The organism is Hymenobacter algoricola, from assembly GCF_039539525.1.
GTDB classification, from domain to species: Bacteria; Bacteroidota; Bacteroidia; order Cytophagales; family Hymenobacteraceae; genus Hymenobacter; species Hymenobacter algoricola.
The window spans coordinates 1-25,025 of the sequence record NZ_BAABDH010000103.1 but is presented as its reverse complement, the minus strand read 5'-3'; the positions used below and the strand labels follow the sequence as shown (position 1 = coordinate 25,025).

The window sequence follows — 25,025 nt, the reverse complement described above, 5'->3', positions numbered from 1 at the left end:
ACGAAATTTACCGGGCCGGGGGGTTGGCTGGGCAAGCCCTTTTCCTCGTGCCCCATCACGATGGCTCACCCAGCGCAAACGTCTCGCGGCTCACCCACTGCTGCCCATCGTGCCGGAACAGAGTGATGGAGGTCACGGCGAAAGTGGCGGCAAAGGTGCGGGAAGCAAACTCCTGCTGCAGAGCCGGCACCTGGGCCGCGGGCAGGTCGCGGGTAGCCAGGGTGAGGTGCGGGGTAAAGGGCCGGGTTTCGGGCGGCACCGCCGGCAGGTGAGTGGCGCACCAGCTCAGCAGAGCGACGTGCAAGTGCCGGACGGCGGCGGCCTCGCTCACCCGCACAAACAAGGTTCGGTCACCAAACCAGGCAAAATCCTGTACGCCCACCAGGAAAGGCCGTTGGGTGGCGGCAAATCCGCCCAGCGCCCGGCAGCAGGCGGCCTCAAACTCCGCGGGCTGGCGCATGGGCGGCAGCAGGGTAAGGTGCGGGGGCAGGCGCACGGCGTTGCGGCTGCCGGTACGCGCGTGCACCTCCTGCTTCAGCGCCCAGATCTGGGAGAATACCGGCTCCGGCGGCAGCAGCGCAACGAGGTACAAAGCCGGCATAGGAAAGGAAGATGGCGCCACCGGCTTTTTTACAGCCCGTACTTGCTCAGCAAATAAATCAGGCCGGCCATGCTGGCACCACCCAGCTCCAGCTCCCGGCGGTTTACTTTGTCGAAGGTGTCGGCGGCGGTGTGGTGAATGTCGAAGTAGCGCTGGGAGTCGCAGTCGTAGCCGATCAGGGCCTTGACCTGGCCTTTTAGGGGCTCAATGTCGGTGCCGGCGTGCCCGGCCGTAAACCGCCCGCTGAAGTAGGGCGCAAACAGCGGCTGCCACTGCTGCAGGCGCTTCACGGTAGCCGCGGGCGCCTCGATGGTGAAGCCCCGGGGCGTGAAGCCCCCGCCGTCGGACTCCATGGCGGCCAGGTGCTTTTCGTTGGCGGCCTTGGCCAGCTCGGCGTACTTATTGCCGCCGCGCACGCCGTTTTCCTCGTTCATAAACAGCACGGCCCGCACGGTGCGCTCGGGCCGCAGGCCGGTGGCTTTGAGCAGGCGTAGCACTTCCATGCTCTGCACGCAGCCCGTGCCGTCGTCGTGGGCGCCCTGGGCCAGGTCCCAGGAGTCGAGGTGGCCGCCCACGGTGATAATCTCGTCCGGCAGCCTGGAGCCCCTGATTTCCCCCACCACGTTGTAGGATTTCACCTCGGACAGGGTTTCGCAGCTCATTTCCAGCTCGAAGGTCAGGTCGGGGTCGGCTTTGAGCAGCTGGCTGAGCTCATCGGCGCCGTTGGTGCTCAGGGCGGCGGCGGGCAGCTTGGCTACCGCCTCGTCGTAGCGCATGGCGCCGGTGTGGGGAAAGTCGTCGTGGGCCAGGGTCAGGGAGCGGACCAACGCGCCCACTGCCCCGCGCTTGGCGGCTTCCACGGCCCCGTTGCGGCGCTGGTCGCCGGCTTCGCCGTAGGCCCGGCCCGTTTCGATGTAGGCCGCGTTCATGGGGCGGTTGAAGAAGACGAACTTGCCCTTCACCCGGTCGGCGGGCAGGGCGGCCAGCTCGGCCCAGGTTTTCACTTCCACCACGCCGGCCCGCAGCTTGCCGCCGGTGCCCACCGAGCCGCCCAGGGCGCACACGTTCAGGGCGACGCCCTTGCCCTTGGCGGGCTTGATTTCGGCTTTCTCCTTGGCCCCGCGCACCCAGTGCGGCACCATCACCTCCTGCAGGTACACGCGGTCCAGCCCCAGCTTTTCCATAGTCACCTTGCCCCAGTCGACGGCCTGCTGGGCCTGGGGCGAGCCACTCAGCCGCCCGCCGATCTGACCCGTGAGCTGGCGCAGGTTGTCGTAGCTCTGCCCCCGCAGCAGGGCCTCGTCATAGATTTTACGGATGTTGACGGAGTCGATTTTCGAGGTCTGGGCCGAAGCCGACAACGTCAGAAAGCCAAGACCGGAAACGAGCAGGGCACGGCGAAGAAATGAAGGCATAGCAAGCAGTAGTCAGCGAGATGAAACAGAGAAAAGCAGCCCGAGCGGGCTACCTGCGGCGGGCTAAGGTAACAGGAAACGGCAGCGGGCAGCGCGGGCGGCCCGCTTTCTGGCAGCAGTACGCCCCGCTGCTCAGCGCCCCGCCGGCCCGGCCGCCGCCGCCCCGTAGCGCCGGGCCCGGGCCGTAGGCGCGCCGGCCGCCGGCAGCTGTACTTCCAGCAGGTAGTCGTACTCGGCATCGGCCACCGCGGCCGCGGGCCGGACGGCGCCCAGGGCCTCAGTGGTTTCCAGGATGGTGTTGGAATGGCCCACCACCACCACCGTTTTGCCCGCGTACTCGGTCCGGATGCGGGCCGCCAGGGCCGCCTGGTTTTTCGCGTCGTACACCAGCGGCGTCAGGTTCCGGGCGGCAGCCAGGGGGGCCGCCGTGGCGCGGGTGCGCCTGGTGTCGGTGGTGAAGATGGCGGCTACGTGGCGCGGGCGCAGCTGCTCGCGCAGGGCCTGGGCGCGCAGCTCCCCGGCGGGCGTCAGCGGCGGGTCGGCGAGGCCGGGCGTGAGGTCCTTCTCGGCGTGGCGCACCACGTACACGGTGGTAGCGGCCGGGCCGGCGGGCCTGGAGCCGGCGCAGCCGGCCAGAAGCAACAACAGCAGGGCGGCAAACCAGGTCAGCTTGAGCATCAGAACGGGGAATGGGAAGCGGTTAAAGCGCGGTTACTTCAGCGTCAGAATCTGTCTCAGCTCGGCGGCGCTCACCGTCAGCAGCCCTACCTTGGGCAGGCGGGCGGTGAGCACGCGCCAGTTGGGCTCCTGCTGAAAGATGGGCCGGAGCAGCTCCAGCGCGGCGGGCAGCTGCTGCTTGTTGGCCAGAGTAATGGCGTGCCAGTACTTCATTTCCAGGTTCTGGGGAAACATCTTTTCGGCTGCCTGGTATTCCTGCACGGCCCGGGCCATGTCGTTTTTTTCCACGGCCAGGTCGCCGGCATTCATGTGCTCGTAGGCGCGGTGGAGCTGGAGCAGGCGGCGCAGCTCGGGCAGGGGCGCGGCGCTGTCTTCCACCCGCAGGTCGATGAGCCGGTCGTCCCAGGGAGCGGGGCTGGCCTGCCCGCGCACCACCAGCAGGGCCGCCGACTGCCGCCCGCGCACGTCGCCGCCCACGGCCTGGGCCGCATCCAGCGCGGCCAGCACCCGCTCGGGCAGCGGCAGCTTGCCGTTCTGCTCGTAGGCTTTGGCCATGGCGTCCCACACGGTGTTGTTGAGCATCATGTTGGCCTGCACCGAAAACTGCGCCCCCAGCCGGTGGCCGGCCATATCGACGCACTTTTTGCCGGTGTGGGTGGCCACATTGCCCTTGCTGTCGAGGATGGAAACCTGGCGCACGTCGCGGCCGTCGTCGGTGCTGAGCAGCTCATCGAGGGCCTGCTGGGCCGTTTTGCCGCTTTTCAGCAGCGCCAGGCCCCGGGGGCCGAAGGACTTGTTGGTAAACGACTGGGTGGCCACCACGCCCACGCCGGCCTCGCCCCAGCTGACGGCCGTGCCCACCGAAAACCAGTGGCTCTGCACCGCCACGGCCAGGTCGCCGGTGGCCGGGTCGCGGGCGACGATGGAAAACGTGTGGGCCAGCGGGTCGGTGGCGGCGTACACCTGGGCCGGGGCGAGCCGGGGCAGGCCGAGCAACAGCAGCAGGCCGAGGATAAAGTGGTTTTTGAGCATAGCGCTAAGACAATAAAGTGGAAAATCGGTTCAAGTTAAACCCAAACCGGCACTCGGCGGGCTCCCGCCCCGGATCCGGCATTTGCGCCTTACCTTGCCCGCCATCATTTCCCGGTGCCTTTGAGTCCTTCCCCTCCCCTGATCTGCGCCCGCCACCTGCGCAAGCACTACGCCGGCCGCCCCGTGGTGCAGGACGTGTCGTTTGCGCTGGCCGCGGGCGAAACCCTGGTGCTGCTGGGCCCCAGCGGCTGCGGCAAAACCACCCTGCTCAAGATGCTCAACCGCCTCATCGAGCCCGACTCGGGCACGGTGGAAGTCGGCGGCCACGACGTGCGCACCCTGGCCCCGGAAACGCTGCGCCGGGGCATGGGCTACGTGATTCAGCAGGCGGGGCTGCTGCCGCACTATACCGTGGCCGAAAACGTGGCCGTGGTGCCCCGGCTGCTGGGCCACGCCCCGGCTGCCATCACGGCCCGCACCGAGGCCCTGCTGACCCGCCTGCACTTGCCGCCGGCGCAGTTTGCCCACCAGTATCCGCAGCAGCTCAGCGGCGGGCAGCAGCAGCGCGTGGGGCTGGCCCGGGCGCTGGCCGCCGACCCGCCCATTGTTCTGCTCGATGAGCCCTTCGGCGCCCTGGACCCCATCACCCGCACCGCCATCCGCCGGGACTTCCGGGAGCTGGAGGAGCTGCTCCGCAAGACCATCGTGCTGGTCACTCACGACGTGGGGGAAGCCTTCGAGCTGGCCGACCGGATTCTGCTGCTCGACGCGGGCCGGGTGCAGCAGCTGGGTACGCCGCGGGAGCTGCTGTTTCGGCCCGCCAACGAGTTCGTACGCCGCTTTTTTGCCCCCGACCGGCTGGCGCTGCAGCTGCGCACGTTGCGCCTGGCCGATATCCGCCCGTTTCTGCCGGCCGCGACGGCCGTGGTGGCTTCTGCCCCCCGGCTGGCCCCCACGCTTTCGGTGCAGCAGGCCCTGGAGCAGCTCACCGATTCCGTTGAAGAACAAGCTGACGCCGCACTGTTTCTGGCCGCTGACTCGACGGCCGGGCTGGGGCACCGCCTCACCTTGCCCCACCTGATGGCGGCCTTCGGGCAGGCGCTCCAACTCGAAGACGCTGCATGGAAACGCTGACCGAACTCCTGGCTTTCTGGCAGGCCCAGGCCAGCAAGCTGCTCCAGCAAACGCTCCAGCACATCGGCCTGACGGCGGCCTCGCTGCTGCTGGGCGCGGCGGTGGGCATTCCGCTGGGCATCTGGCTTACGCGGCGGCCGCGCTGGGCGCCGCTGGTGCTGGGCTTCACGGGGGTGCTGCAAACCGTGCCCAGCATTGCCCTGCTCGGCTTTCTGATTCCGGTGCTGGGCATCGGGCCGGGGCCGGCCATCTTCGCCCTGTTTCTGTACTCGCTGCTGCCCATCGTCCGCAACACGCTCACCGGCATCCAGGGCGTGAGCCCGGCCGTGGTGGAGGCCGCCCGCGGCCTGGGTTTCACCGACGGGCAGCTGCTGCGCCGGGTGCAGCTGCCGCTGGCGTTGCCGGTGCTGTTTGCCGGCCTGCGCACGGCCACCGTCATCAACGTGGGCGTGGCTACGCTGGCGGCCTACATTGCGGCGGGCGGACTGGGTGAGTTCATCTTCGGCGGCATTGCCCTGAACAACCCGGCCATGATTCTGGCCGGCGCCATTCCGGCCGCGGCCCTGGCCCTGGTCCTGGATGCGGCGCTGGCGGGGCTGCAGCGGCTGAGCGGGCGGCGGCTGGTGCGGGTGGGCGCGGCGGCGCTGCTGGTGCTGCCCCTGCTGGCGGGACTCTACTGGCTGCCGCGGGCCGGCAGCCGCCTGCTGGCCGGCTTCAGCCCCGAGTTTGTGGGCCGCGCCGACGGGCTGCCGGGCCTGCGCACCACGTACCGCCTGAAGCCGGCCAGCGTGGTGCTGGCCCCGGCGCTGGTCTACGAGGCAGCCCGCCACGGCGACGTGGACCTTATCGATGGCTACTCCACCGACGGCCGCATCAAGGCCTACCACCTGCGCGTGCTGCGCGACGACCGGCGCGCTTTTCCGCCCTATTACGCCGCGCCGGTAATTCGGCCCCAGGTGCTGGCCGCCCACCCCGAGCTGGAGCCGGTGCTGGCCAAGCTGGCCGGGCAGATCAGTGACTCGGTGATGACGGAGCTGAACTACCGCGTCGACTACCTGCACCAGGAGCCCCGGGCCGTGGCGCTGGCGTTTTTGCGGCAGCGCGGGCTGTGGCGGGCGCCCCAGCCGGTGCGCGGCGCCACCATCACGCTGGGCTCCAAGATTTTTGCCGAGCAGTACATCCTGGTGGAAATGTACGCGGCCCTGATCCGGGGCTACACCAGCCTCGACGTGAGCACCAAAACCGGACTGGGCGGTACCAGCATCTGCTTTGAGGCCCTGCGCACCGGCGCCATCGACATGTATCCCGAATACACCGGCACCGGCCTGCTGGTGCTGCTGCAACCCTCGGCCGCCACCCTGGACTCTTTAGCCGGCGACCCCCAAGCCGTGTACGCCTACGTGCAGCAGGGCTTCCGGCGGCGCTACGGGCTGCAGTGGCTGGCCCCGCTGGGCTTCAACAACACCTACGCCCTGCTCATGCGCCGCCGGCAGGCCGCGGCGCTGGGCATTGCCTCCATTTCCGACCTGGGTCGGTACTTAAGCCAGTAACGGCCGGGTACGGCCGGGCTTACCCGCGGCGGCGGCTCCTGCCCGCGGGCCACCGCAACCGCTCAGCTCGAACCAAAGCGCCCCGCCACCACTGCCAGGGCCGCAAGGATAGTGCCGGGGCGGGCAGTGGTGGCGGGGCGCTTCAGCTCAGAATCCTGATTCGCCGCGCCGCACGGGCATCTACTTCTGCTTAGCCTTGCGGGGCTTGGCCCCGCCGGCCTTCCCGGGGCCGGGCTTATCGGCGGCCTTGGCTTTGCCAGCATCCAGGCTCAGGCTCCAGCTTTCATTCATCTCGGCCAGCCCGTGCAGGGCCGTCAGGTCGTACTGGCAGGGCACGATGGAAATGTAGTTGTGAGCCAGCGCAAACTCGTCGGTGTCTTCGCCCTGGTCCTCGTTGACGAAGTTGCCGATCAGCCAGTAGTAGGGGCGCTGGTGCGGGTCCAGGCGCACGTCGAACTCCTCCTGCCACTTGGCCCGGGCCTGCCGGCACAGCCGGGCCCCTTTGATGGGGTGGGCCGACTTCTTGGGAATGTTCACGTTCAGGGCCGTGCCCGCGGGAATGCCCTGCTCCAAAGCCTGCCGGGTGATGTGCTCCACCCACTCCTCCACGTGGGAGAAGTCGGCCCGGTGGCCGTAGTCGCACAAGGAGAAGCCGATGGCGGGCAGCCCCTCGATGGCCGCCTCAATGGCGGCCGACATGGTGCCCGAGTAGAGCACGTTCACCGCCGAGTTGGAGCCGTGGTTGATGCCCGACACCACGATATCGGGGCGGCGGTCCTTGAGCACGAAGTGCTTGGCCAGCTTCACGCAGTCGGCGGGGGTGCCGCTGCACTCGTAGGCTTCCAGGCCCTCGAAGATGGTGCTCGGGTCGAGGCGCAGGGAGGTGCCGATGGTAATGGCGTGGCCCATGCCCGACTGGGGCGAGTTGGGCGCCACCACCACCACTTCGCCGATGCGGCGCATCACGCGCACCAGCGTGGCAATGCCAGGGGCCGTGATGCCGTCGTCGTTGGAAATCAGAATCAGGGGTTTGCGTTTTTTGGCAGCCACGGCAAAGGGGGGTTGGGGTTGAAAGCTGCCCCAAGGTACGCAAGCCCGGCGCTTACGGCCCATTTTGCCCGGTCGGCAGCCCGCCGGCCAACACCCGGCCCGCGGCGCGCGCATAGCCCGGCTGTGCCTCCACGCCCCTTCCTGCGCTTCTGCGTCTTTCTGCTGCTGCTGGCCGCCGCGGCCTGCGACTCAGCCAGCACCCCGGGCACCAGCGCGGGCAGCCCCGCCGCGCCCTTCGTCAGCGGCGCTACTGCCGCCGACCCCGCCGCCGCCGCCGCCCGGCTGGCCGGGACCGGCCCGCGGCATCTGCTCAGCCCCGGGCGGGCGGGCCGGCTGGCGCTGGGCATGAGCGAAAAATCGCTGCTGAGCCGGGTGCCCGCCGCCCAGCTCACCAAAACCACCTGCCAGTACCGGGGCGTCACGTACCCGGCCTACCTGCTCACCGACGCCCAGCAGCCCAGCGCCCCGCCCAGCTGGCTGGAGCTGGTGGGGTCCGCGGCGGAAGGCTATTCGCTGCGCCGCATCCGCATCACCGACCCGCAGTACCGCACCGGCGAGGGAATCGGGGTGGGCTCCCCGTTTGGCGCGGCCCGGCAGGTGTACGGCCTGACCCGGGTGCGCTCCAGCGAGGGCGACTTCGTGGCTGTTTCCTCCCAGCAGCGCATGGGCTGGATTCTGGACGAGAAGTCCCTGCCCGAGGGGCACTCGGCCGATATGCCGTCGGCGGCCATTCCGCCGGCCACGCGCATTATTGGAGTATTCCTGGTGAAATAAGAGGCAAACGGTATATAGTGCTGCAATTCGCGTTATTTACTGTACTTTGGTAGCGTCGGGGATATTACTATACCCGGATTTATGTTCTCCAAGCCCTCAGCCGGACTCTTTATATATGACTCTTTTTGAAAACCGGTACCGCACTCACGATTTGGGGCTGCTGCTGCTACGCATCGGTATCGGGGTGATGTTCACCATTCATGGCTACCCCAAGCTGATGGGCGGGCCCGAAGAGTGGACGCAGGTAGGCGGGGCCATGAAGTCGGTGGGCATTCATTTCGCGCCCACGTTCTGGGGGCTGATGGCGGCCATTGCCGAGGCCGTGGGCGGGCAGCTGCTGGCGCTGGGCTTGTTTTTCCGCCTGGCCTGCGGGCTGCTGCTTATTACCATGCTCATTGCCGCCCTGATGCACCTGAGCGCCGGCGACGGCTTCAACGCCTACTCCCACGCCCTGGAATCGACCATCCTGTTTCTGAGCCTGCTGCTCATCGGCCCGGGCCGGCTCAGCCTCGACCAGGTGCTGTTCCCTGCGCGCCGCCGGCTGTACTAGGCAGCGCTTGGAGCTTAGATTTCAGAGCTTGGGCTGTCACCCTACCGGGCCGAAATTCAGTCTAAGCTCCGGGTTCTGACTTCTGAGCTCTACCTTTCGGCATGCTTTCATTTCTGCTCCCGGCCCTGCTGCTGGCCGCGCCGACTCCCCAGCCCGACTGGCGCACGCCTTTCGAGAAGGGCACCGGCAACACGACCGCCACCTACGCCGAGTGCCTGGCCTACTACCGGCAGCTCGACGCGGCCTACCCCGAAATAACCATGCGCGCGGCCGGCCCCACCGACTGCGGGGAGCCCCTGCACGAGGTGGTCGTATCCCTCGACGGCGACGCGGAGCCGGCATCGGTGCGCGGCAAAAACCGGCGGGTGGTGTTTATCCAGAACGGCATTCACCCCGGCGAGCCCGAAGGAATCGACGCCTGCATGGCCCTGGTGCGCGACTACGTGCAGAAAAAGGAGCTGCGCCGCCAGCTGGCCAACGTGACGCTGGTCGTGATTCCGGTGTACAACGTGGACGGCATGCTGGTGCGCAACTCCACCACCCGGGCCAACCAGAACGGCCCGGCCGAGTACGGCTTCCGCGGCAACGCCCGCAACCTGGACCTGAACCGCGACTACCTCAAGCAGGACTCGCGCAATGCCCGCTCCTTCGCCCAGCTGTTCCGGCGCTGGCAGCCCGACGTGTTCGTGGATACCCACACCTCCGACGGGGCCGACTACCAGTACACGATGACGCTCATTGCCACCCAGAAAGACAAGCTGCACCCGGCCCTGAGCGAGTATATGCGCCACAGCCTGCTGCCGGCGCTGTACGGCGGCATGGCCAAGCGCAAGACGGTGATGACGCCCTACGTCGACTTTGAGGGCCGCACCCCGGACGCCCGCGGGCTGGTGGGCTTTCTGGAAACCCCGCGCTACGCCACCGGCTACACCACCCTGTTCAACACCATCGGCTTCATCACCGAAACCCACATGCTCAAGGCCTACGCCCCGCGGGTAAAGGCCCAGTACGACTTTCTGGACTTAATGGTGCGCACCGTGCACGCCCAGGCCGACGCCCTGGGCCGGGCCCACGCCGCGGCCGACGAGCAGCTGCTCACCCAGACTACCTTTCCGCTGGCCTGGCAGCTCGACACCACCGCGGCCGACGTCGTCAGCTTCCGCGGCTACGAAGGAACGCTCAGGCCCAGTGCCGTCAGCGGGCAGCCGCGGCTGTTTTATGACCGCACCCGGCCCTACACGCGCCCCATCAACTACTACAACACCTTCCGGCCCGCGGTGAGCGTGGAAAAGCCCCGGGCCTACGTCATTCCCCAGGCCTGGGAAGCCGTGGCAGACCGCCTGCGCCTGTCGGGCGTGCAGCTGGAGCCCCTGCTGCGCGACACCGTGCTGACGGCCGAAACCTACTATATAGCCGACTACAAAACCGGGTCGCGGCCCTACGAGGGCCACTACGTGCACACCGCCGTGGAGCTGCGCACCGAGCGGCAGCCCCGCGCCTTCCGCGCCGGCGACCTGGTGGCCACCCTCAACCAGCCCGCCGCCCGCTACCTCGTGGAAGCCCTGGAGCCCCAGGCCACCGATTCCTTCTTCGCCTGGGGCTTTTTCGACAGCATCCTGCAGCAGAAGGAGTACTTCTCCGACTACGTGTTCGAGGATGTGGCCGCCGAGCTGCTGCGCAAAGACCCCGCCCTGCGCGCCCGGCTGGAGCGGCTCAAGGCCCAGAACGCCGTGTTTGCCCAAAGCGGCGCGGCTCAGCTCGACTGGGTGTACCGGCAGTCGGCCTACTACGAAAAGTCGCACCTGCGCTACCCCATAGCCCGCCTGGTGCCGTAGCAGCAGCTTGCAAGGACAAAGCCCATTACGCACGGCAGGTGGCGGCAGGCCGTTTTCTGCAGTGGCAATAGCTTCTTCACGGGCGCCGGGTCCCAACGGATGCCCGCGTCTCATTCTTTGATAAAACCGGGCCTGGCTTATTGCCCGGGCCGGCTTGCTTCGGCTTTACGCCCCGCACTGCCAGCCGCAGTGAATTGTTAATCGTTACTTGCCGCATGATTCTTCAGCTCGACAACCTTTCCAAAAGCTACGGCAGCACGCCGGCCCTGCGCGGGCTGAGCCTGCAGGTGGAAGCCGGCAGCGTGTACGGCCTGCTCGGCCCCAACGGCAGCGGCAAAACCACCACCCTGGGCCTGGCCCTGGGCGTGCTGCAGGCCAACGGCGGCACGGTGCGCTGGTTTGGGCAGCCGCTGTCGTCGGCCACCAAGCGGCGGGTGGGCGCTCTGCTCGAAACCCCCAACTTCTTTCCCTACCTCTCGGCCCGCCAGAACCTGCAGCTGGCCGCCGACGTGAAGCGCGCCGCCCCGGCCACCATCGGGGCGGTCCTGGAGCTGGTAAACCTCCAAGACCGCCAGCACGACGCTTTCCGGGGCTTTTCCTTGGGCATGAAGCAGCGGCTGGCCCTGGCCTCCACCCTGCTCGGCAACCCCGAGGTGCTGGTGCTCGATGAGCCCACCAACGGCCTCGACCCCCAGGGCATTGCCGAAGTGCGGGCCCTGATTCAGCGGCTGGCCGCGGAGGGCAAAACCATCATCATCGCCAGCCACCTGCTCGATGAAATCGAAAAGGTGTGCACCCACGTGGCCGTGCTGCAGCGCGGCGAGCTGCGCACCGCCGGGCCGGTCAGCAGCATCCTGGCCGCCACCGACCGGGTAGCCGTGCGCGCCGCCCCCGACCTGCCACCCGGCGCGCTGCCCCGGGCCCTGAGCGGGCTGCCCTGGGTATCGGACGTGAAGGACGAGCCCGGCGGCAGCTGCAGCGCCGTGCTGGCCCCGGGCCACACCCCGGCCGATCTGAACCGGGCCCTTTTCGCCCAGGGCATCGTGCTGGCCGGCCTGGAGCTGCGCCACCGCACCCTCGAAGCCCAGTTCCTGGAGCTCACCAAGTAAGCGCCGGCCCGCTCCTCACCCTTCCTTTTTACTCCTTCATCTTCCCCCGCATGCTGCGCGCCGAACTCCATAAAATTCTACCCTACCGCACGGTATGGTTTATCCTGCTGCTGTTTGTGGCGCTGCTGGCCCTGTTCGTGGCCGTGGGCAGCGGGGTGGTGCTAAACGGGCAAACCGTGGGCAACTCGCTGTATGCCTTCCCGGCCCTGTGGCACAAGCTCAGCTACGTGGCCAGCTACTTCAACCTGCTGCTGGGCATCCTGCTCATCATCCTTATCACCGACGAGTTCCAGTTCCGCACCTTCCGCCAGCAGGTTATCGACGGCAGCTCGGCGGCGGGACTGGTGCAGGGCAAGCTGGCCGTGTCGGGGGGGCTGGCGCTGTTTGGCATGCTCGTGGTGCTGGGCGTGGGCTTCTTCTACGGCCTGACCCGCTCGCCCGAGTCGGCGGGGCAGGCCACGCAGGAGCTGAGCGCGGTGCTGCTCTACGGCGTGCAGGCCCTGGGCTACCTGGCCCTGGCCGCGCTGCTGGCCTTTTTGCTGCGCAAAAGCGGCCCCGCCATTCTGGCCTACATGCTCTACGCCTGGGTGCTGGAGCCCGTGGTGCGCCTGCTGATTCCCGACGAAATTGACCGCTACTTCCCCACCAAGGTTTTTGCCAGCCTCACGCCCACTCCCGGCCAGGAGCTGCTCGACACGGTTACGGGCCCCTCCGGCGCCCTGCTGCCTGCGCAGGCGCTGCCGCTGGCCCTGGCGTACGCGGCCTTGTTCTGGCTGCTGAGCTATTGGCTGCTGCGCCACCGGGATTTGTAGCCGCCCGTCCGGCGAAGGATTGCCTGCGACGCAAAAGCCCCGCCGGCCCCTGGGGCGGCGGGGCTTTTGCGTGCCTTACTTCCCACCCTGCCCCTACCTGCTACTTGGCGGCCTGCAGGTAGTTGGCGTAGTTCACGATGTAGGCCAGGTCGCGGGGCTCGGTGAAGCTGAGCTTGTTTTCCCGGGCGTACTGCTCCAGCTGCTTGGCCTGCGGCCGGAACACGGCCAGCAGATCCTTTTTGGGGTTGCGCAGCGGCACCACATTGCCGGCCGGCGTGCCGAGGTAGAACTTGTCCTGGATATCGGAGTAGGTGCCCCCGTAGCGCGAGCCGTTGCCGTACCCGTAGCCGTAGGCCCCCGGCATGGTGTTCACGTTCCGCTCCACCTGCACCTCCCGGCGCAGCAGCACCTGGGGCCCGCGGCTGAGCTGCTCAAAGAACCCCGGCGACTTAAAGTCGCTGTAGTCGTTGTCGTGGTTCCAGCGGTACACCCGGTACACCCGCACCAGGCTCGTATCGGGCCGCTCCCGGCGCTGCCGGGGCAGCATGCCGTTGTAGTAGGGGTTGCCGTAGTAGTAGCCCTGGCGGGCGTCGAAGAAATCGTAGAACCCCGTATTGCGGAGCCGCTCTTGCTCCCCTTTCACGGCGAAGCTCTGCACGGCCACCGCCGAGAGGGTGCTGATGGTGTTGTCGGGCATGGTGATGCGCACCACATCCTCGGCCGGGTGCAGCACCAGGGGGCCCTGCAGCGTGTCGCCGGTGGTCAGCAGCACCGTGCTGCCCGCAAACTGCCGTATGAGGGCCGTGCGCTGGGCCCGGGCGGTACCGGCCAGGGCCAGCAGCCCGCCGAGCAGGAAAATAAAGACGAAACGAGACGTAGTCATAGCCGGGGAAAGATAGCCGAAAAAACGCGCGACAGCCAAGGGGCACCACCAATTTTCAGTGGCCCCCGCAGCGCGGGCCCATGCTGCGCAAACCCCGGACGGGGCCGCCTGGTTCACGCGGCCGGGCCAGCCGCCTGGTTCCGGTAGCTTCCGCTCCGGGCCTACTCCGGCGGCAGCAGGGCGGCCAGGGCGGCGGCTTCGGCTTCGAGGGCTTCGGCCCGCACCCGCAGCAGGTGCCACTGGGCCGAGGTGTACGCGTCGAGGTCGGCGGCGGCATCGGCCTGCCGGGCGAGCAGCCAGCGCCGCAGGCGGGGCACAGGCGCCGCTTCCGGGGCGGCCGCGGGGGCGGCGGCCAGCAGGCCGGGCAATACCAGCTGCCAGCGCTTGGCAAAGCGGGTGCGCCGGGCCAGGGGCCGCATTTTCCAGCGCAGCTGCCCGGCCGAGTGCAGGCACACGCGCAGGCGCCTTTCCAGCTCGGCCGGCGCGGGCGCGGCGGTGGGCAGGTCGTCGAATTCGGTGGCGTCGTAGGGCCCGGCTTCGGGCACCAGCAGGGCCAGGGGCGTGATGCCCCGGAGCACAGCCCCGGAAATGTCGCGCCGGCCCGCCTCAATGTGCTTGATCAGGCCCGGGCTCACGCCCAGCAAATCGGCCAGGTGCTGCTGGTGGAGCGCAAAATAGCGCCGCACCTGGGCCAACAGATTCGAGGAATAATGAGCGCGCCGGGCCATAGCGTAAGGATGTAGCTTATTTTCAATTTATTCAGGAATAAGCTACGGAGACTGTAGCTTATTTTCAACTTTTTAAAAGATAAGCTACTCGTCCCCGTAGAATCGTTTCCTCTGTGCTTGTACATCATCAGCCCCGGGCGGCCCCAGCCGGGAAAGAACAGTCAGCGAAACAGCCCGTCCTGCGGCGCAGAACGGGCTGTTTCGCTACCTCAGCTTCGCCGCTACCCTACCGAAACGGCGGCGTCGGGGTCGGCGTGGGCGGTACGGTCCTTGGTCAGGATGGTGTGGCCCAGCTTGTCGCGCTTGGTGGTCAGGTAGCCTTCGTTGTGCTTGTTGGGCACGATTTCGATGGGCACCGTATCCACTATTTCCAGCCCGTAGCCCACCAGGCCGGTGCGCTTGCGGGGGTTGTTGGTGAGCAGGCGCATGCGGGAGATGCCCAGGTCGCGCAGGATCTGGGCGCCCACGCCGTAGTCGCGCTCATCCATGCCGAAGCCCAGCTCGAGGTTGGCTTCCACCGTATCGCGGCCGTTTTCCTGGAGCTTGTAGGCCCGCAGCTTGTTGAGCAGGCCAATGCCGCGGCCTTCCTGGTTCATGTACACAATCACGCCGCGGCCTTCGCGCTCGATCTGCTGCATGGCCTGGTGCAGCTGGGAGCCGCAGTCGCAGCGGCAGGAGCCGAAGATGTCGCCCGTCACGCAGGAGCTGTGCACGCGCACCAGCACGGGCGCGTCGCCGCTGATGTCGCCTTTCACCAGGGCCAGGTGCTGGGCGTTGGTGGAGCGCTGGGTGAAGGCCACCAGCTCGAAGTCGCCGTGCTCGGTGGGCATCTGCACCGAGATGTCGCGGGTAATCAGGCTTTCCTTCTGCAGGCGGTACTTGATCAGGTCCTGCACCGAAATCAGCTTCAGGTCCCAGCGCTTGGCCACCAGCTCCAGGTCGGGCAGGCGGGCCATTTCGCCGTCTTCCTTCAGGATTTCGACCAGCACCCCGGCCGGCTCAAACCCGGCCAGGCGGGCCAGGTCCACGGCCGCTTCGGTGTGGCCGGCCCGGCGCAGCACGCCTTCCTTGCGGGCCTTGAGCGGGAAGATATGGCCCGGCTTGCCCATGTCCTCGGGCTTGGTGTCGGGGTCGATAAGGGCCAGGATGGTCTTGGAGCGGTCGGAAGCCGAAATGCCGGTGGTCACGCCGTTCTTGAGCAAATCGATGCTGACGGTGAAGGGCGTGGCGTGCAGGGCCGTGTTGCGGCCCACCATCAGCTCCAGGCCCAGCTCGTCGCAGCGGGCCTCGGTGATGGGCGCGCAGACCAGGCCGCGGCCGTGGGTGGCCATAAAGTTGATGACCTCGGGCGTGGCGCAGCGGGCGGCGCAGATAAAGTCGCCCTCGTTCTCGCGGTCCTCGTCGTCGACAACGATTACAACTTTGCCCGCCCGGATATCGGCAATGGCGTCTTCAATGGAATCAAGCATGGGAAGTGGGGAGCGGGTGGAATAACGAAGGCTCCGGCTGTACAACCGGCGACGGCGGCGCGAAGTTACGGGGTATCGGCGGGCTTTGCCACGGGGCGGGGACTACTTGGCCTGCTGGAAGCGCTGCGTGGGCTCCCAGACGGTGGTTTTGATACCCCGCAGGTAGCGCCAGTAGCCCAGCAGCAGAGCCGCGTTCATGCTGTAGAAGTGGGTCAGAAAGCGCAGGTAGCGGGAATGCAGGCCGGGCCCGCGGCGCAGCACCCAGTCCAGGACCACCAGGGCGGGACCGGCCAGCTGCCCGGCCAGCATGAGCGGGTAAAACCAGCCGCCTGCGGCGGCCAGCACCGCGTTGGCCCCCAGCATGAGCAGCAGCAGCAGGGGCGTCAGCCAGCGCAGCACCTTATGTGACCAGAAGGCGAAGGCCGGGCCGGACCACACGGGCCAGAGCAGGCCGCGGAAAGCGTGCAGGTTCTGGAAGTTGCCGGCCGAGATGCGGGCCTTGCGGCGGAATTCCTCCGGCAGCCGGTCCGATACATCCTCGTAGCACACCGCGTCCAGCTCGTTGATGGCCTGCAGCCCGTCGCGCAGCACGGCCATGGAGATGAAGAAGTCGTCGACCAGGAAGGAAGCCGGGGCCGGGTGGTAGGCCGAGCGGCGCACGGCGAAGCAGCCGCCGAAGGCCCCGATCATGGCGCCCCACACCACGCCTTCCTGGTACTTGATCCGGTTCTCGCGCTCCAGGTAGGCCTTTTCCTGGCCCGAAATGCCCTCCCGCCGGTGCTCGGGGTTGATGATATTGCCACCCACCTGCCCGATGGCGGGGTTCTGAAAATGCTTGACGAGCTGGTAAAGCGTGTCGGGGGCGAAGAACACGTTGGCATCGGTGAGCACCAGCACCGGGGCCGTAGCCTCCCGGGCCAGAGCTTCGATGACGCCGGGCTTGCCGGTGCGCTGCCCGAACGGCCGGAAGCGGATGCGGGGATAGTCGGCGGCCAGCCGGGTGACCAGGGCGTTGGTGCGGTCGGCGGAGTTGTCGGAGCCGATGTAGAAGGTGAGTTTATCCAGCGGGTAGGTGGTGGCGAAGGTGCTGCGGATTTTCTCCTCAATCACCTGCTCCTCGTTGTAGACGGCCAGCAGAATATCCACGGCGGGCAATTCCGGGCTGTCGGGGGCGTGCACGAGCTGGTTCTGGCGGCGGCCCCGGGCCAGGCGGGCCAGCAGCAGCGGAAACAGCACGTAGGTGTGGGCCACCAGCAGCAGACTTCCCCAGAGCAGGACCGCGGCTACCACACTCATGCCGTCGGGACCTTGCGGGCCAGCACCACGCTGTACAGATCCAGGAAGCTTTCCACCACCCGGCGGTTGTCGTAGAGGCGGGCAATGGTGCGGGCCGCCTCCGGCCCGATGAGCTGCTGGCCCAGCTGCCCGTGGTAGTAGCGGCCCAGGTGGGTGAGCCACTCGGCCGGGGAGTCGCCCAGCACGATGTCGAAGCCCGGCCGCACATGGATGCCCTCGGCGCCCAGGGCGGTGCTCAGGATGCATTTGCCCAGGGCCATGCCCTCAATAATCTTGATGCGCATGCCGCCCCCGCTCAGCAGAGGCACCAGCATCAGCTCGTACTCCTGCATAAAGCGGGCGGCCGACTCGACAAAGCCGTGCATGGTGACGCCGGGTAGCTGCAGCCGGCGGATGTGCTCGGGCGTGTCCTTGCCGGCAATGTGGAGTTCTAACTCGGGGTACTGGGCGCGGGCCTGGGGCCATACTTCGCGCAAAAACCACTCGAGGCCCTCCTGATTGGGCAGCCAGTTCAGGGAGCCAATCATAAACAGGGTCCGGGGCCGGGGCCGGATGGCGGGGTCGCGCTGAAACCGGTTCAAATCGACGCCGGCGGGCACGAACACCACCGGCTCCTGGCAGCCCAGCAGGCGCAGGCGCTGCTGGTCGGCCTCGGTGATGGCCGCCACGGCGTCGAAGCGGTGCATCATCCAGTGCTCAAACTGCTTCAGGCGCCGGGCCAGCTTCCGCAGGTACCACTTTTTGAGCGGGTTGCGGGTATTCTCGGCCAGCTGCTCCCAGATGGTGTACTCCACGTTGTGGGCCCGCAGCACCACGGGCGGCAGCTTGGCCCACCGGCTGGTGGGCGTACCGGGCAGGGGCTCTACCCAGTAGCCCGCGTACCAGGCCACGAAGGTGCCTTCCATCTGCACCACGTCAAACGCCTCCTGCTCGAGCAATTCCGCCAGCCGGGCCCGCACGGCCGGGCTCACGAAGCGCTCCACGTTGTAGGGCAGCTGGCTGAAGAGCAGGTTTTTCAGGGCCTTCACCGGCGAGAGGCGGGTATCCACGTCCACCGTCACCAGGCGCACACCGGGCAGGTGGTCCAGCACGTGGGCGGGCTGAGCGTGCTTGGGCGTGTTGATGGCCAGCACCGTTACCTGGTGCCCCTGCTGGGCCAGGCCGGCCGCCACGTCGTACATGGCAATAGCGCCCCCGTCGTGGGGCGGAAATGGCACGCGGGGGCAGACTTGGAGGATTCGCACGAAAAGGAAGCGGAGGACACGCGGAAGGGACGGGCCGCAAAGCTACGCAGAAAGGCTTTTCAGTGGGTAGGCGGCGGCGTTATTGGCCGCCCGCGGCATTGAAAAACTCTGGCTGGGCACCAGCGGCGGCTAGCGGCGGCGGGCGGCGGGGCCCAGGTATTTAAACGCCATCACCAGGGCGGCCACCTGCTCCTCGGTGCCCAGCACCAGCAGAATGTCGCCGCCCTCGGGCCGGGTGTCGGCGTTGGGGCTGACCACGAACTCGCCGGTATTCAGCTTGAGGCCGATGACGGTGGCGCCGGTGCGGGAGCGGATGTCCAGCTCGCGGATGCTCATGCCCTTCCACTGCTGGCCCAGGTCGCGGTAGCTGAGCTCTTCCAGGCGCAGCTTGTTGGGCCCCAGCCCGTTGATCATCTCCAGAAAGCGGATTACCTCGGGCCGCATCACCAGGTTGGCCATGTGGGAGCCCCCGATTTCGTCGGGCATCACCACCGAGTCGGCCCCGGCGCGCAGCAGCTTGCTCTCACTGGTCTTGAGGCTGGCGCGGGCAATGATTTTCAGGCCCGGGTTCAGCTCCCGGGCCGTGAGGGCCACAAACACGTTGTCGGCATCCTTGGGCAGGGCCGTAATCAGGGCGCGGGCCTTTTCCACGCCGGCCGCGCGCAGGGTTTCGTCGGTGGTGGCGTCGCCGAACACGGCCGGAACGGCCCCGTCGCCTTCTTCCAGGGCGTCGCGCAGCAGGTCCTGGTTTTGCTCCACCACCACCACCCGGGCCCCGTTGGCGCGCAGCTCGTGGTAGGCCTTGCGCCCGTTGCGGCCGAAGCCGCAGACGATGACGTGGTCGGAGTAGCCGCGGATTTCGTGGTCGGATTTAAACATCTTGAAAATGGTACGCAGCTCGCCGTCGAAGATATAGGTGGTCAGCACCGACACGAGGTAGGCAATGACGAGCAAGTTGAAGAAGATGTAGATGGAAACAAACAGCCGCCCGTGCGGCGACATCGGGTGCAGCTCCCCAAACCCGACCGTGGACACGGTAATCATGGTCATGTACACCGCGTCGAGCAGGTTGTAGCCCTCGATGAGCGTGAAGCCGATGATGCCCACGCCGAAGCTGACGCCGGCCAGCACCAGGGCCAGCACGAACCGGCTCAGATTAGCCCGCTTCCACAAAATCAGCAGGTTGTTGGTAGTAGAGGGCATGGTTGGAGCTGAGATGTTAGAGCTGAGAACGGAGAAGCAGTCCGTGCCGGACAATGAGCCAGATGTTGTTTACCTGGAAAGCTCTGACGTTAGGGCTTGCTGCTTTCATAGGGCACGCCACCTTTCAGAGGACGGATTGACGCCGCTTGAAGCGCGGAATGTCCTTCGTCCTCGCAATGACACGCTTATTTGTCACATGGCCCCGCGCGGAATTACGGTGCCCAGCAGCTCGCCGAGGCGGTTGTCCATTTCCTTGAGCAGCTTGATGGTGCCCAGGGTTTCGAGCATGGTCAGCTCGTCCATCGGGTGGCGCAAGGCGTCGAGCTGCACGCTGAGCTCCCGCTGCACGTTCACCTTGTTGAGGCGCAGAATGGCGTTGTCGCAGGCCTGCTGCAGCTGGTCCAGCTCCCGGGGCACGTAGATCTGGTGGGTGCTCCAGTTCGGGCTCAGGTCGTACTTCTCGGTGGCCAGATCCGATACTACGGCGCGGATGTCGGCGCGGCTGTGCTGGATGAACTGGCGCACCTCGGGCCAGCGGCCCTCGTTCATCTCTTCCCGGCACAGGTGCATCAGGTCGGCAAAGATGGGGGTGCGCAGGGGCGTTTCCTCCAGCTGGGCGAAGATGTACTGGGCCACGGCAATGTCCTCGCTGAGCGGCTGGGCCGCGTACAGCACCAGCAGCCGCACGATTTCCCGCTCGCAGACCTGCACCAGATCCGGCACCGGCTCCATGTCGTCGTCGGGGGCCGTAGTAGTGTCGCCACCCGGCGCGGCAAAATCATCCGGTGTGGCGCCGTACATGGCCATTTCGGCTTCTTCCTCGGGGCTCATGGCCGGGGCCGGCACCCGCGGGGGCGCGGCCGGCTGCCCGTTCGACCAGGCGCTGCTGCCCTTGCTGCCGCCGCCGCCGGCGCCGCCGGAACTGCCCGCGCCCGGGGCCTTCTGGGTGGCGTTCTTCACCAGCTTGTTGTACTCCGTAATCAGCACCTGCTCATCGATGCCGAAGGCGCCGGAGGTCTGCTGCAGAAACACCTGCCGCTTGATCGGGTCGGGCACCTTGGCAATGCTCTGGAGCACGTCGCGGATGGCCTCGGCTTTCTTGACCGGGTCCTGGGCGGCTTCCTTGGCCACGACCGACGTCTTGAAGCTGATAAAGTCCTGGCTGGCGCTGTCGAGGTGCTCCTTGAAGCGCTGGTCGCCAACCTTGCGGATGTAGCTGTCGGGGTCGTCGCCGTCGGGAAACAGCACCACGCGCACGTTCAGGCCGCCTTCGAGCAGCATGTCGATGCCGCGCAGCGAGGCGCGGATGCCGGCCGCGTCGCCGTCGTAGAGCACCGTCACGTTCTCGGAGTAGCGGCCAATCAGGCGAATCTGACTTTCGGTGAGCGAGGTGCCCGACGAGGCCACCACGTTCTTGATACCGCCCTGGTAGAGACTCAGCACGTCGAGGTAGCCTTCGACGAGGTAGCAGACTTCCTCGCTCCGGATGGCCTGCCGGGCCTGAAACAGCCCGTAGAGCACATCCGACTTGTGGTAGATTTCCGACTCGGGCGAGTTGAGGTACTTGGCCGTCTTGTCGTTGGCCTTGAGCGTGCGGGCTCCGAAGCCGATAACGCGGCCCGACACGTTGTGAATCGGGAACATGACCCGGCCCCGGAACCGGTCGTAGCGGCGGCCGGAGTCCTTGCCCTGCTCGTCCTCGCGGATGATGGTAAGGCCGGTTTTTTCGAGGTACTTGGCCTGAAAGCCTTCCTTCTGGGCGGCTTTCAGCAAATCGTCCCAGGCGTCGAGCGAGTAGCCCAGCTCGAAGGTCTGGATGGTGTGCTGGTTCAGGCCCCGCTGGCGCAGGTAGCTCAGCCCGATGCTCTGGCCCTCCTCATTTTCCAGCAGCAGCTTGTGGTAGTGGTCCTTGGCCCAGTTGGAGACGATAAACTGGGAGTCCTTCTCATTCTGGGCCAGCTGCTGCTCGGGGGTCTTTTCCTCTTCCTGGATTTCGATGCCGTACTTTTTGGCCAGGTACTTCAGGGCCTCCACGTAGCTGCTGCCCTCAATGTCCATGATGAACTGCACCACGCCCCCGGCCTTGCCGCAGCCGAAACACTTGTAGAGTCCCTTGGAAGGCGCTACGGAGAAGGAGGGCGACTTTTCGTGGTGAAAGGGGCAGCAGGCCCACATGTTCTGGCCCTTTTTCTTCAGGCTCACAAAATCCCCTACTACCTCCACGATGTCGGCGAGGTGGATGATCTGGTCAATGGTTTCTTTCGGAATGCGGGCCAAGGGTGTGCGGGCAATAGGTGGTGAGGCAACAGGCTTACGAAGGTACGAGGGAAAGCAGAGTCGGCGGCGGGGAGTTTGGGCTTATCTGACTCACAAACTCATAGCGCGGTCATGCTGAGCCTGTCGAAGCATCTCGCGTGCTGATGTTGGAATGGTAATCCAATAGAGTGGGCGGGATGCTTTGCCACGCTCGGCATGACGTTCTTCTTCCAACAACGTCAGCACGCGAGATTCCTCGGTCCCTGGCTTGATGCGCCACCTGCTCGGAATGACGTTCTTTTCCATCCGGCGCGCTTCCCTGCCGCCTTCTTAACCTTGGCCCGCATTTCCGGGTTATCTTTGCTGCCAGCAATCTGCATTTCCAACCTATGGCCATTACCAAAGAAGACGTTCTCAAGGCCCTGAGCTACGTGGAGGAGCCCGACCTGGGCCAGGACCTCGTCACGCTCAACATGATTGAAGACGTGCACATCGACGGCAAAACCGTGTCGTTTTCCGTCATCCTGACCACTCCCGCCTGCCCGCTCAAGGAGCTGATTCACAACGCCTGCGTCCGTGCCATCCATACCATGGTCGACAAGGATGCGGAAGTGAAGGTGAACCTGACTTCGCGCGTGACTACGGCCCGGGCGGCCAACTCGGCCGTGCTCAGCGGGGTGAAAAACATCATTGCCGTGGCTTCGGGCAAGGGCGGCGTGGGCAAAAGCACCGTCACGGCCAACCTGGCCATTGCCCTGGCCAACAGCGGGGCCAAGGTCGGCCTGATCGACGCCGATATTTCCGGTCCCAGCATGCCGCTGATGTTTGGCGTGGAGAACGAAAAGCCGCACGTATTTCAGACTCCGGAGGGCAAAAACCTGATTCAGCCCATCGTCAAGTTCGGGGTGCGCCTGATGAGCATCGGCTTCCTGGCCCCGTCGGACAGCGCCATCGTGTGGCGCGGCCCCATGGCCTCGTCGGCGCTCAAGCAGTTCATCACCGAGGTGGAGTGGGGCGACCTGGACTACCTGCTCATCGACATGCCGCCCGGCACCTCCGACATTCACCTGACCCTGGTGCAAACCCTGCCCGTGACGGGGGCCATCATCGTGACCACGCCCCAGAAAGTGGCGCTGGCCGACGCGCAGAAAGGCCTGCAGATGTTCCGCCAGCCCCAGATCAACGTGCCCGTGCTGGGCGTGGTGGAGAACATGGCCTGGTTTACGCCCGCCGAGCTGCCCGACAACAAGTACTTCATCTTCGGTGAAGGGGGCGGCAAGGCGCTGGCCGACAAGCACGAGGTGCCGCTGCTGGGCCAGATTCCGCTGGTGCAGAGCATCCGCGAAAACGGCGACCAGGGTACGCCAGCCATTCTGCAGCCCGGCACCGCCGCCGGCGCCGTCTTTGAAACTTTGGCCGAGGAAGTAGCCCGGCAGATTTCCATCCGCAATGCCGTGGCGCCCCGCACCCAGGTAGTGGAGATGAACCGTTAAATTTGCCGAACTTCACGGCGTCTTCGCCAGTTTACTCAAGTATGATTCCTCTCCCTGCCGTCGAAAATCACCCCTTGCTGCCCCGCGTCGAGTTGGCCCTGGATTCCATTCGGCCCTACCTGGCGGCCGACGGCGGCAACGTGCGCGTGCTGGCCATCACCGACGATATGGTGCTCCACCTCGAGCTGCTGGGCGCCTGCGGTACCTGCCCCATGTCGCCGATGACGCTCAAGGCCGGCGTGGAAGAGTCGGTGAAGAAAGCCGTGCCCGAAATCCAGTCGGTGGTAGCCGTGAACCTGACGCCGATGGAAGAGCAGCCCGCCGGACAGGTCCGGTAATTTTTGGTTTTTGGTTGTTCGTTTTTGGCTCAGGGCCGGTTGTTATGACCGGCCCTTGGTGTTTCCGGGCATTTCCAGTCGGCTGCCCCAGTTGTGGCCCAGGAGTGGAAAACCACCGCGCCCCACTCCTGCCGGGTTGTGGCGGCAGCGGGGCGCGGTGGTTGTGGGGCCGGGTTTAGCGGCTAATCGTTCAGGCCCTTGCGTTCGGGCAGGTTTCGAAGCACTCAGCTTCAAGTTTACACACTACTGGCTTTTAATGCTTTTATTTCAATGCAAACAAGGCCGCATATTAGCAAAATCTCTCCAACAAAGTAGGTTAAACCTAAAACTGTAAGTTGATTGTAAAAATATATCACGAGTCCCAATGTAAAAACACAGTAAGTTAAATTAGCCCCAATAATAGGTTTTAAAAGCTTTGGGGAGTCAGTGCCTGAAAACGCAAAGCAAGAAAATGAATAAACAGCGAAAGTCGACGCTAATATTGAAAGCAGTGTAAGTGACTTTCGAGGCATTCCAAAATATTCATTGAAAGTCTTAAGAACTGTCGTCAAAAGAATAGCCGTTAAAACAGCCCCCAGTCCATCAAGTAAGAAAACAGTTTTTGGTTTCAAGGCCAGGGTTTTATAATTCATTTTACGTATTTCATCGTTTAGTATTGAGTGCCGTATGTTACACTCTCTGCTGACGTTTTGCGGCCACAAGAAGTTGGCGATTTCGAAGCACTAAACTGTCTGCTACTACAAAACTTGACACGAAGCACAAAGCTTAATTTAAGCACTGAGCCCGCTTTTTTTGCCAAACGCCTGTTAGCGGTTCGGCTTTCTTTTCGTCCAGTTGTCAGTCTATGTGTTTCAAAAATTCTTTTCATTCACTTTTCAATGTCAAGCCAAATTTATTAATGTTTTCTTTTTGTGTCGTTGAGCAGTCATTGCAATTTGATTTTAGTTTTTTGATATAGTCATCAATTATTGATTTGTCATATTCTCCTTCCCTGGTAATACTAAATTCAAGAATCACAATGTTTGCCCAAATTGTTAAGTCATTTTCAGTAAAGCAACTTTCGTTATCAAAATTTGCTATAAATTCTTTGGTATTATTTTCTACATATTCTTTTCCTGCAAATCCAAGTCGTTGTCGAGATAAATGTCTTTTGCAAGTTTAGGTGTTTTCTTGTCAGCGATAAAATTACTAAAGTTACATTTTTGAGATTGCTTGTAAGGTTGTCCACCCGAACCATTTATTTCATTACTGTTAATATTTAAACTGTCAATATGAATCGTTTTAGCTTTTTGGCCCACCACGCTTTTGCCTGTTCGATTGTCACAAGCAGTCAGCCAAAAAAGTAACATAATTATTGTCATCAATTTCATGTTCTATGTCGTCTTTTAAGCTGACCGCTAACGTTACGTATTGCCGATGGTTGGGTATTTTATAACCTTCAGCCCGGCAACCGAAGTACAATGTAATTACTAAGGGGCTTAGGAAGCAGAAGTCAAGAGAATGGGCGTAACTTACTGTTATGCAGCCTGCTAACCGCTACTATAAGTGCAGCAAAATTTCGACCCTTAAATTCCG

General features: G+C 64.9%; 23 protein-coding genes. 9 read left to right on the top strand and 14 right to left on the bottom strand.

What is annotated here, in order from left to right; genetic code table 11:
• Nucleotides 1-55 precede the first annotated feature (55 nt).
• From ABD842_RS16035 to ABD842_RS16020, 4 genes are all read right to left on the bottom strand, one after another.
• Nucleotides 56-601 (bottom strand): 2'-5' RNA ligase family protein, encoded by a 546-nt coding sequence (locus ABD842_RS16035; RefSeq protein ID WP_345116142.1) that lies wholly within the window; start codon nucleotides 599-601, stop codon nucleotides 56-58.
• A 29-nt stretch (nucleotides 602-630) separates the two neighbouring features.
• Complete coding sequence (locus ABD842_RS16030; protein WP_345116140.1) at nucleotides 631-2,016, bottom strand: M28 family peptidase; 1,386 nt, start codon at nucleotides 2,014-2,016, stop codon at nucleotides 631-633.
• Between the two features lie 132 nt (nucleotides 2,017-2,148).
• On the bottom strand, nucleotides 2,149-2,694 hold the full coding sequence (locus tag ABD842_RS16025) for a histidine phosphatase family protein (protein WP_345116137.1): 546 nt from the start codon (nucleotides 2,692-2,694) through the stop codon (nucleotides 2,149-2,151).
• A gap of 33 nt (nucleotides 2,695-2,727) precedes the next feature.
• Nucleotides 2,728-3,726: a DUF1028 domain-containing protein gene (locus tag ABD842_RS16020; RefSeq protein WP_345116134.1), complete on the bottom strand. Its 999-nt coding sequence runs from the start codon at nucleotides 3,724-3,726 to the stop codon at nucleotides 2,728-2,730.
• Nucleotides 3,727-3,846: 120 nt separating this feature from the next.
• Between ABD842_RS16020 and ABD842_RS16015 the strand changes: the two genes are divergently transcribed.
• Nucleotides 3,847-4,860, top strand: coding sequence for an ABC transporter ATP-binding protein (locus ABD842_RS16015; protein WP_345116131.1), 1,014 nt, complete (start codon nucleotides 3,847-3,849; stop codon nucleotides 4,858-4,860).
• Nucleotides 4,848-6,410, top strand: coding sequence for an ABC transporter permease/substrate-binding protein (locus ABD842_RS16010; protein WP_345116129.1), 1,563 nt, complete (start codon nucleotides 4,848-4,850; stop codon nucleotides 6,408-6,410). The genes ABD842_RS16015 and ABD842_RS16010 overlap by 13 nt, the downstream gene beginning before the upstream one ends.
• 180 nt (nucleotides 6,411-6,590) lie before the next feature.
• On the opposite strand, the gene surE is transcribed toward ABD842_RS16010, so the two are convergent.
• On the bottom strand, nucleotides 6,591-7,460 hold the full coding sequence (gene surE, locus ABD842_RS16005; RefSeq protein ID WP_345116126.1) for a 5'/3'-nucleotidase SurE: 870 nt from the start codon (nucleotides 7,458-7,460) through the stop codon (nucleotides 6,591-6,593).
• A gap of 123 nt (nucleotides 7,461-7,583) precedes the next feature.
• Here surE and ABD842_RS16000 point away from each other — a divergent pair, with 123 nt between their 5' ends.
• From ABD842_RS16000 to ABD842_RS15980, 5 genes are all read left to right on the top strand, one after another.
• Nucleotides 7,584-8,234 (top strand): hypothetical protein, encoded by a 651-nt coding sequence (locus ABD842_RS16000; protein ID WP_345116124.1) that lies wholly within the window; start codon nucleotides 7,584-7,586, stop codon nucleotides 8,232-8,234.
• Nucleotides 8,235-8,349: 115 nt separating this feature from the next.
• Entirely contained in the window at nucleotides 8,350-8,784 is a 435-nt protein-coding gene (locus ABD842_RS15995) for a DoxX family protein (RefSeq protein ID WP_345116121.1), read from the top strand.
• A 101-nt stretch (nucleotides 8,785-8,885) separates the two neighbouring features.
• On the top strand, nucleotides 8,886-10,619 hold the full coding sequence (locus ABD842_RS15990; RefSeq protein WP_345116118.1) for a M14 family metallopeptidase: 1,734 nt from the start codon (nucleotides 8,886-8,888) through the stop codon (nucleotides 10,617-10,619).
• Between the two features lie 215 nt (nucleotides 10,620-10,834).
• Entirely contained in the window at nucleotides 10,835-11,728 is an 894-nt protein-coding gene (locus ABD842_RS15985; protein ID WP_345116115.1) for an ABC transporter ATP-binding protein, read from the top strand.
• Nucleotides 11,729-11,778: 50 nt separating this feature from the next.
• On the top strand, nucleotides 11,779-12,540 hold the full coding sequence (locus tag ABD842_RS15980) for an ABC transporter permease (RefSeq protein ID WP_345116112.1): 762 nt from the start codon (nucleotides 11,779-11,781) through the stop codon (nucleotides 12,538-12,540).
• Between the two features lie 100 nt (nucleotides 12,541-12,640).
• On the opposite strand, the gene ABD842_RS15975 is transcribed toward ABD842_RS15980, so the two are convergent.
• The 7 genes from ABD842_RS15975 to dnaG form a co-directional block, all read right to left on the bottom strand.
• Entirely contained in the window at nucleotides 12,641-13,423 is a 783-nt protein-coding gene (locus tag ABD842_RS15975; protein ID WP_345116109.1) for a hypothetical protein, read from the bottom strand.
• Between the two features lie 161 nt (nucleotides 13,424-13,584).
• The gene (locus ABD842_RS15970; protein WP_345116106.1) at nucleotides 13,585-14,151 is read right to left on the bottom strand and encodes a helix-turn-helix transcriptional regulator; all 567 of its coding nucleotides are present in this window, start codon (nucleotides 14,149-14,151) and stop codon (nucleotides 13,585-13,587) included.
• A gap of 221 nt (nucleotides 14,152-14,372) precedes the next feature.
• Nucleotides 14,373-15,620, bottom strand: a complete 1,248-nt coding sequence (locus ABD842_RS15965) for a bifunctional 3,4-dihydroxy-2-butanone-4-phosphate synthase/GTP cyclohydrolase II (protein WP_345116103.1) — start codon at nucleotides 15,618-15,620, stop codon at nucleotides 14,373-14,375.
• Between the two features lie 102 nt (nucleotides 15,621-15,722).
• Nucleotides 15,723-16,916 carry a glycosyltransferase gene (locus tag ABD842_RS15960; protein WP_345116101.1) on the bottom strand — a complete coding sequence of 398 codons (1,194 nt, stop codon included), beginning with the start codon at nucleotides 16,914-16,916 and terminating at the stop codon, nucleotides 15,723-15,725.
• Entirely contained in the window at nucleotides 16,913-18,160 is a 1,248-nt protein-coding gene (locus tag ABD842_RS15955; RefSeq protein WP_345116099.1) for a glycosyltransferase family 4 protein, read from the bottom strand. The genes ABD842_RS15960 and ABD842_RS15955 overlap by 4 nt, the downstream gene beginning before the upstream one ends.
• Nucleotides 18,161-18,289: 129 nt before the next feature.
• Nucleotides 18,290-19,363 carry a potassium channel family protein gene (locus ABD842_RS15950; protein WP_345116097.1) on the bottom strand — a complete coding sequence of 358 codons (1,074 nt, stop codon included), beginning with the start codon at nucleotides 19,361-19,363 and terminating at the stop codon, nucleotides 18,290-18,292.
• Nucleotides 19,364-19,555: 192 nt separating this feature from the next.
• Complete coding sequence (gene dnaG, locus ABD842_RS15945; protein WP_345116094.1) at nucleotides 19,556-21,640, bottom strand: DNA primase; 2,085 nt, start codon at nucleotides 21,638-21,640, stop codon at nucleotides 19,556-19,558.
• 368 nt (nucleotides 21,641-22,008) lie between these two features.
• Between dnaG and ABD842_RS15940 the strand changes: the two genes are divergently transcribed.
• On the top strand, nucleotides 22,009-23,112 hold the full coding sequence (locus ABD842_RS15940) for an Mrp/NBP35 family ATP-binding protein (protein ID WP_345116092.1): 1,104 nt from the start codon (nucleotides 22,009-22,011) through the stop codon (nucleotides 23,110-23,112).
• A gap of 41 nt (nucleotides 23,113-23,153) precedes the next feature.
• Nucleotides 23,154-23,450: a NifU family protein gene (locus ABD842_RS15935; protein ID WP_345116090.1), complete on the top strand. Its 297-nt coding sequence runs from the start codon at nucleotides 23,154-23,156 to the stop codon at nucleotides 23,448-23,450.
• A 236-nt stretch (nucleotides 23,451-23,686) separates the two neighbouring features.
• Here the strand turns inward: ABD842_RS15935 and ABD842_RS15930 are convergent, their stop codons facing one another.
• On the bottom strand, nucleotides 23,687-24,082 hold the full coding sequence (locus tag ABD842_RS15930) for a hypothetical protein (RefSeq protein ID WP_345116087.1): 396 nt from the start codon (nucleotides 24,080-24,082) through the stop codon (nucleotides 23,687-23,689).
• Between the two features lie 468 nt (nucleotides 24,083-24,550).
• Nucleotides 24,551-24,820 (bottom strand): hypothetical protein, encoded by a 270-nt coding sequence (locus ABD842_RS15925; protein WP_345116084.1) that lies wholly within the window; start codon nucleotides 24,818-24,820, stop codon nucleotides 24,551-24,553.
• Nucleotides 24,821-25,025: the final 205 nt, after the last annotated feature.

Excerpts from the sequence above, each read along its gene's own strand:
- ABD842_RS15985 (WP_345116115.1), top strand. The coding sequence starts at position 10,835 with ATGATTCTTCAGCTCGACAACCTTTCCAAAAGCTACGGCAGCACGCCG.
- ABD842_RS15925 (WP_345116084.1), bottom strand. The coding sequence starts at position 24,820 with ATGAAATTGATGACAATAATTATGTTACTTTTTTGGCTGACTGCTTGT.
- ABD842_RS16010 (WP_345116129.1), top strand. The coding sequence starts at position 4,848 with ATGGAAACGCTGACCGAACTCCTGGCTTTCTGGCAGGCCCAGGCCAGC.
- ABD842_RS15980 (WP_345116112.1), top strand. The coding sequence starts at position 11,779 with ATGCTGCGCGCCGAACTCCATAAAATTCTACCCTACCGCACGGTATGG.
- ABD842_RS15975 (WP_345116109.1), bottom strand. The coding sequence starts at position 13,423 with ATGACTACGTCTCGTTTCGTCTTTATTTTCCTGCTCGGCGGGCTGCTG.
- ABD842_RS15950 (WP_345116097.1), bottom strand. The coding sequence starts at position 19,363 with ATGCCCTCTACTACCAACAACCTGCTGATTTTGTGGAAGCGGGCTAAT.
- ABD842_RS15960 (WP_345116101.1), bottom strand. The coding sequence starts at position 16,916 with ATGAGTGTGGTAGCCGCGGTCCTGCTCTGGGGAAGTCTGCTGCTGGTG.
- ABD842_RS15990 (WP_345116118.1), top strand. The coding sequence starts at position 8,886 with ATGCTTTCATTTCTGCTCCCGGCCCTGCTGCTGGCCGCGCCGACTCCC.
- ABD842_RS15935 (WP_345116090.1), top strand. The coding sequence starts at position 23,154 with ATGATTCCTCTCCCTGCCGTCGAAAATCACCCCTTGCTGCCCCGCGTC.
- ABD842_RS16020 (WP_345116134.1), bottom strand. The coding sequence starts at position 3,726 with ATGCTCAAAAACCACTTTATCCTCGGCCTGCTGCTGTTGCTCGGCCTG.
- ABD842_RS16025 (WP_345116137.1), bottom strand. The coding sequence starts at position 2,694 with ATGCTCAAGCTGACCTGGTTTGCCGCCCTGCTGTTGTTGCTTCTGGCC.
- ABD842_RS15970 (WP_345116106.1), bottom strand. The coding sequence starts at position 14,151 with ATGGCCCGGCGCGCTCATTATTCCTCGAATCTGTTGGCCCAGGTGCGG.
- ABD842_RS15940 (WP_345116092.1), top strand. The coding sequence starts at position 22,009 with ATGGCCATTACCAAAGAAGACGTTCTCAAGGCCCTGAGCTACGTGGAG.
- ABD842_RS16030 (WP_345116140.1), bottom strand. The coding sequence starts at position 2,016 with ATGCCTTCATTTCTTCGCCGTGCCCTGCTCGTTTCCGGTCTTGGCTTT.
- ABD842_RS16035 (WP_345116142.1), bottom strand. The coding sequence starts at position 601 with ATGCCGGCTTTGTACCTCGTTGCGCTGCTGCCGCCGGAGCCGGTATTC.
- ABD842_RS15995 (WP_345116121.1), top strand. The coding sequence starts at position 8,350 with ATGACTCTTTTTGAAAACCGGTACCGCACTCACGATTTGGGGCTGCTG.
- ABD842_RS15965 (WP_345116103.1), bottom strand. The coding sequence starts at position 15,620 with ATGCTTGATTCCATTGAAGACGCCATTGCCGATATCCGGGCGGGCAAA.
- ABD842_RS15930 (WP_345116087.1), bottom strand. The coding sequence starts at position 24,082 with ATGAATTATAAAACCCTGGCCTTGAAACCAAAAACTGTTTTCTTACTT.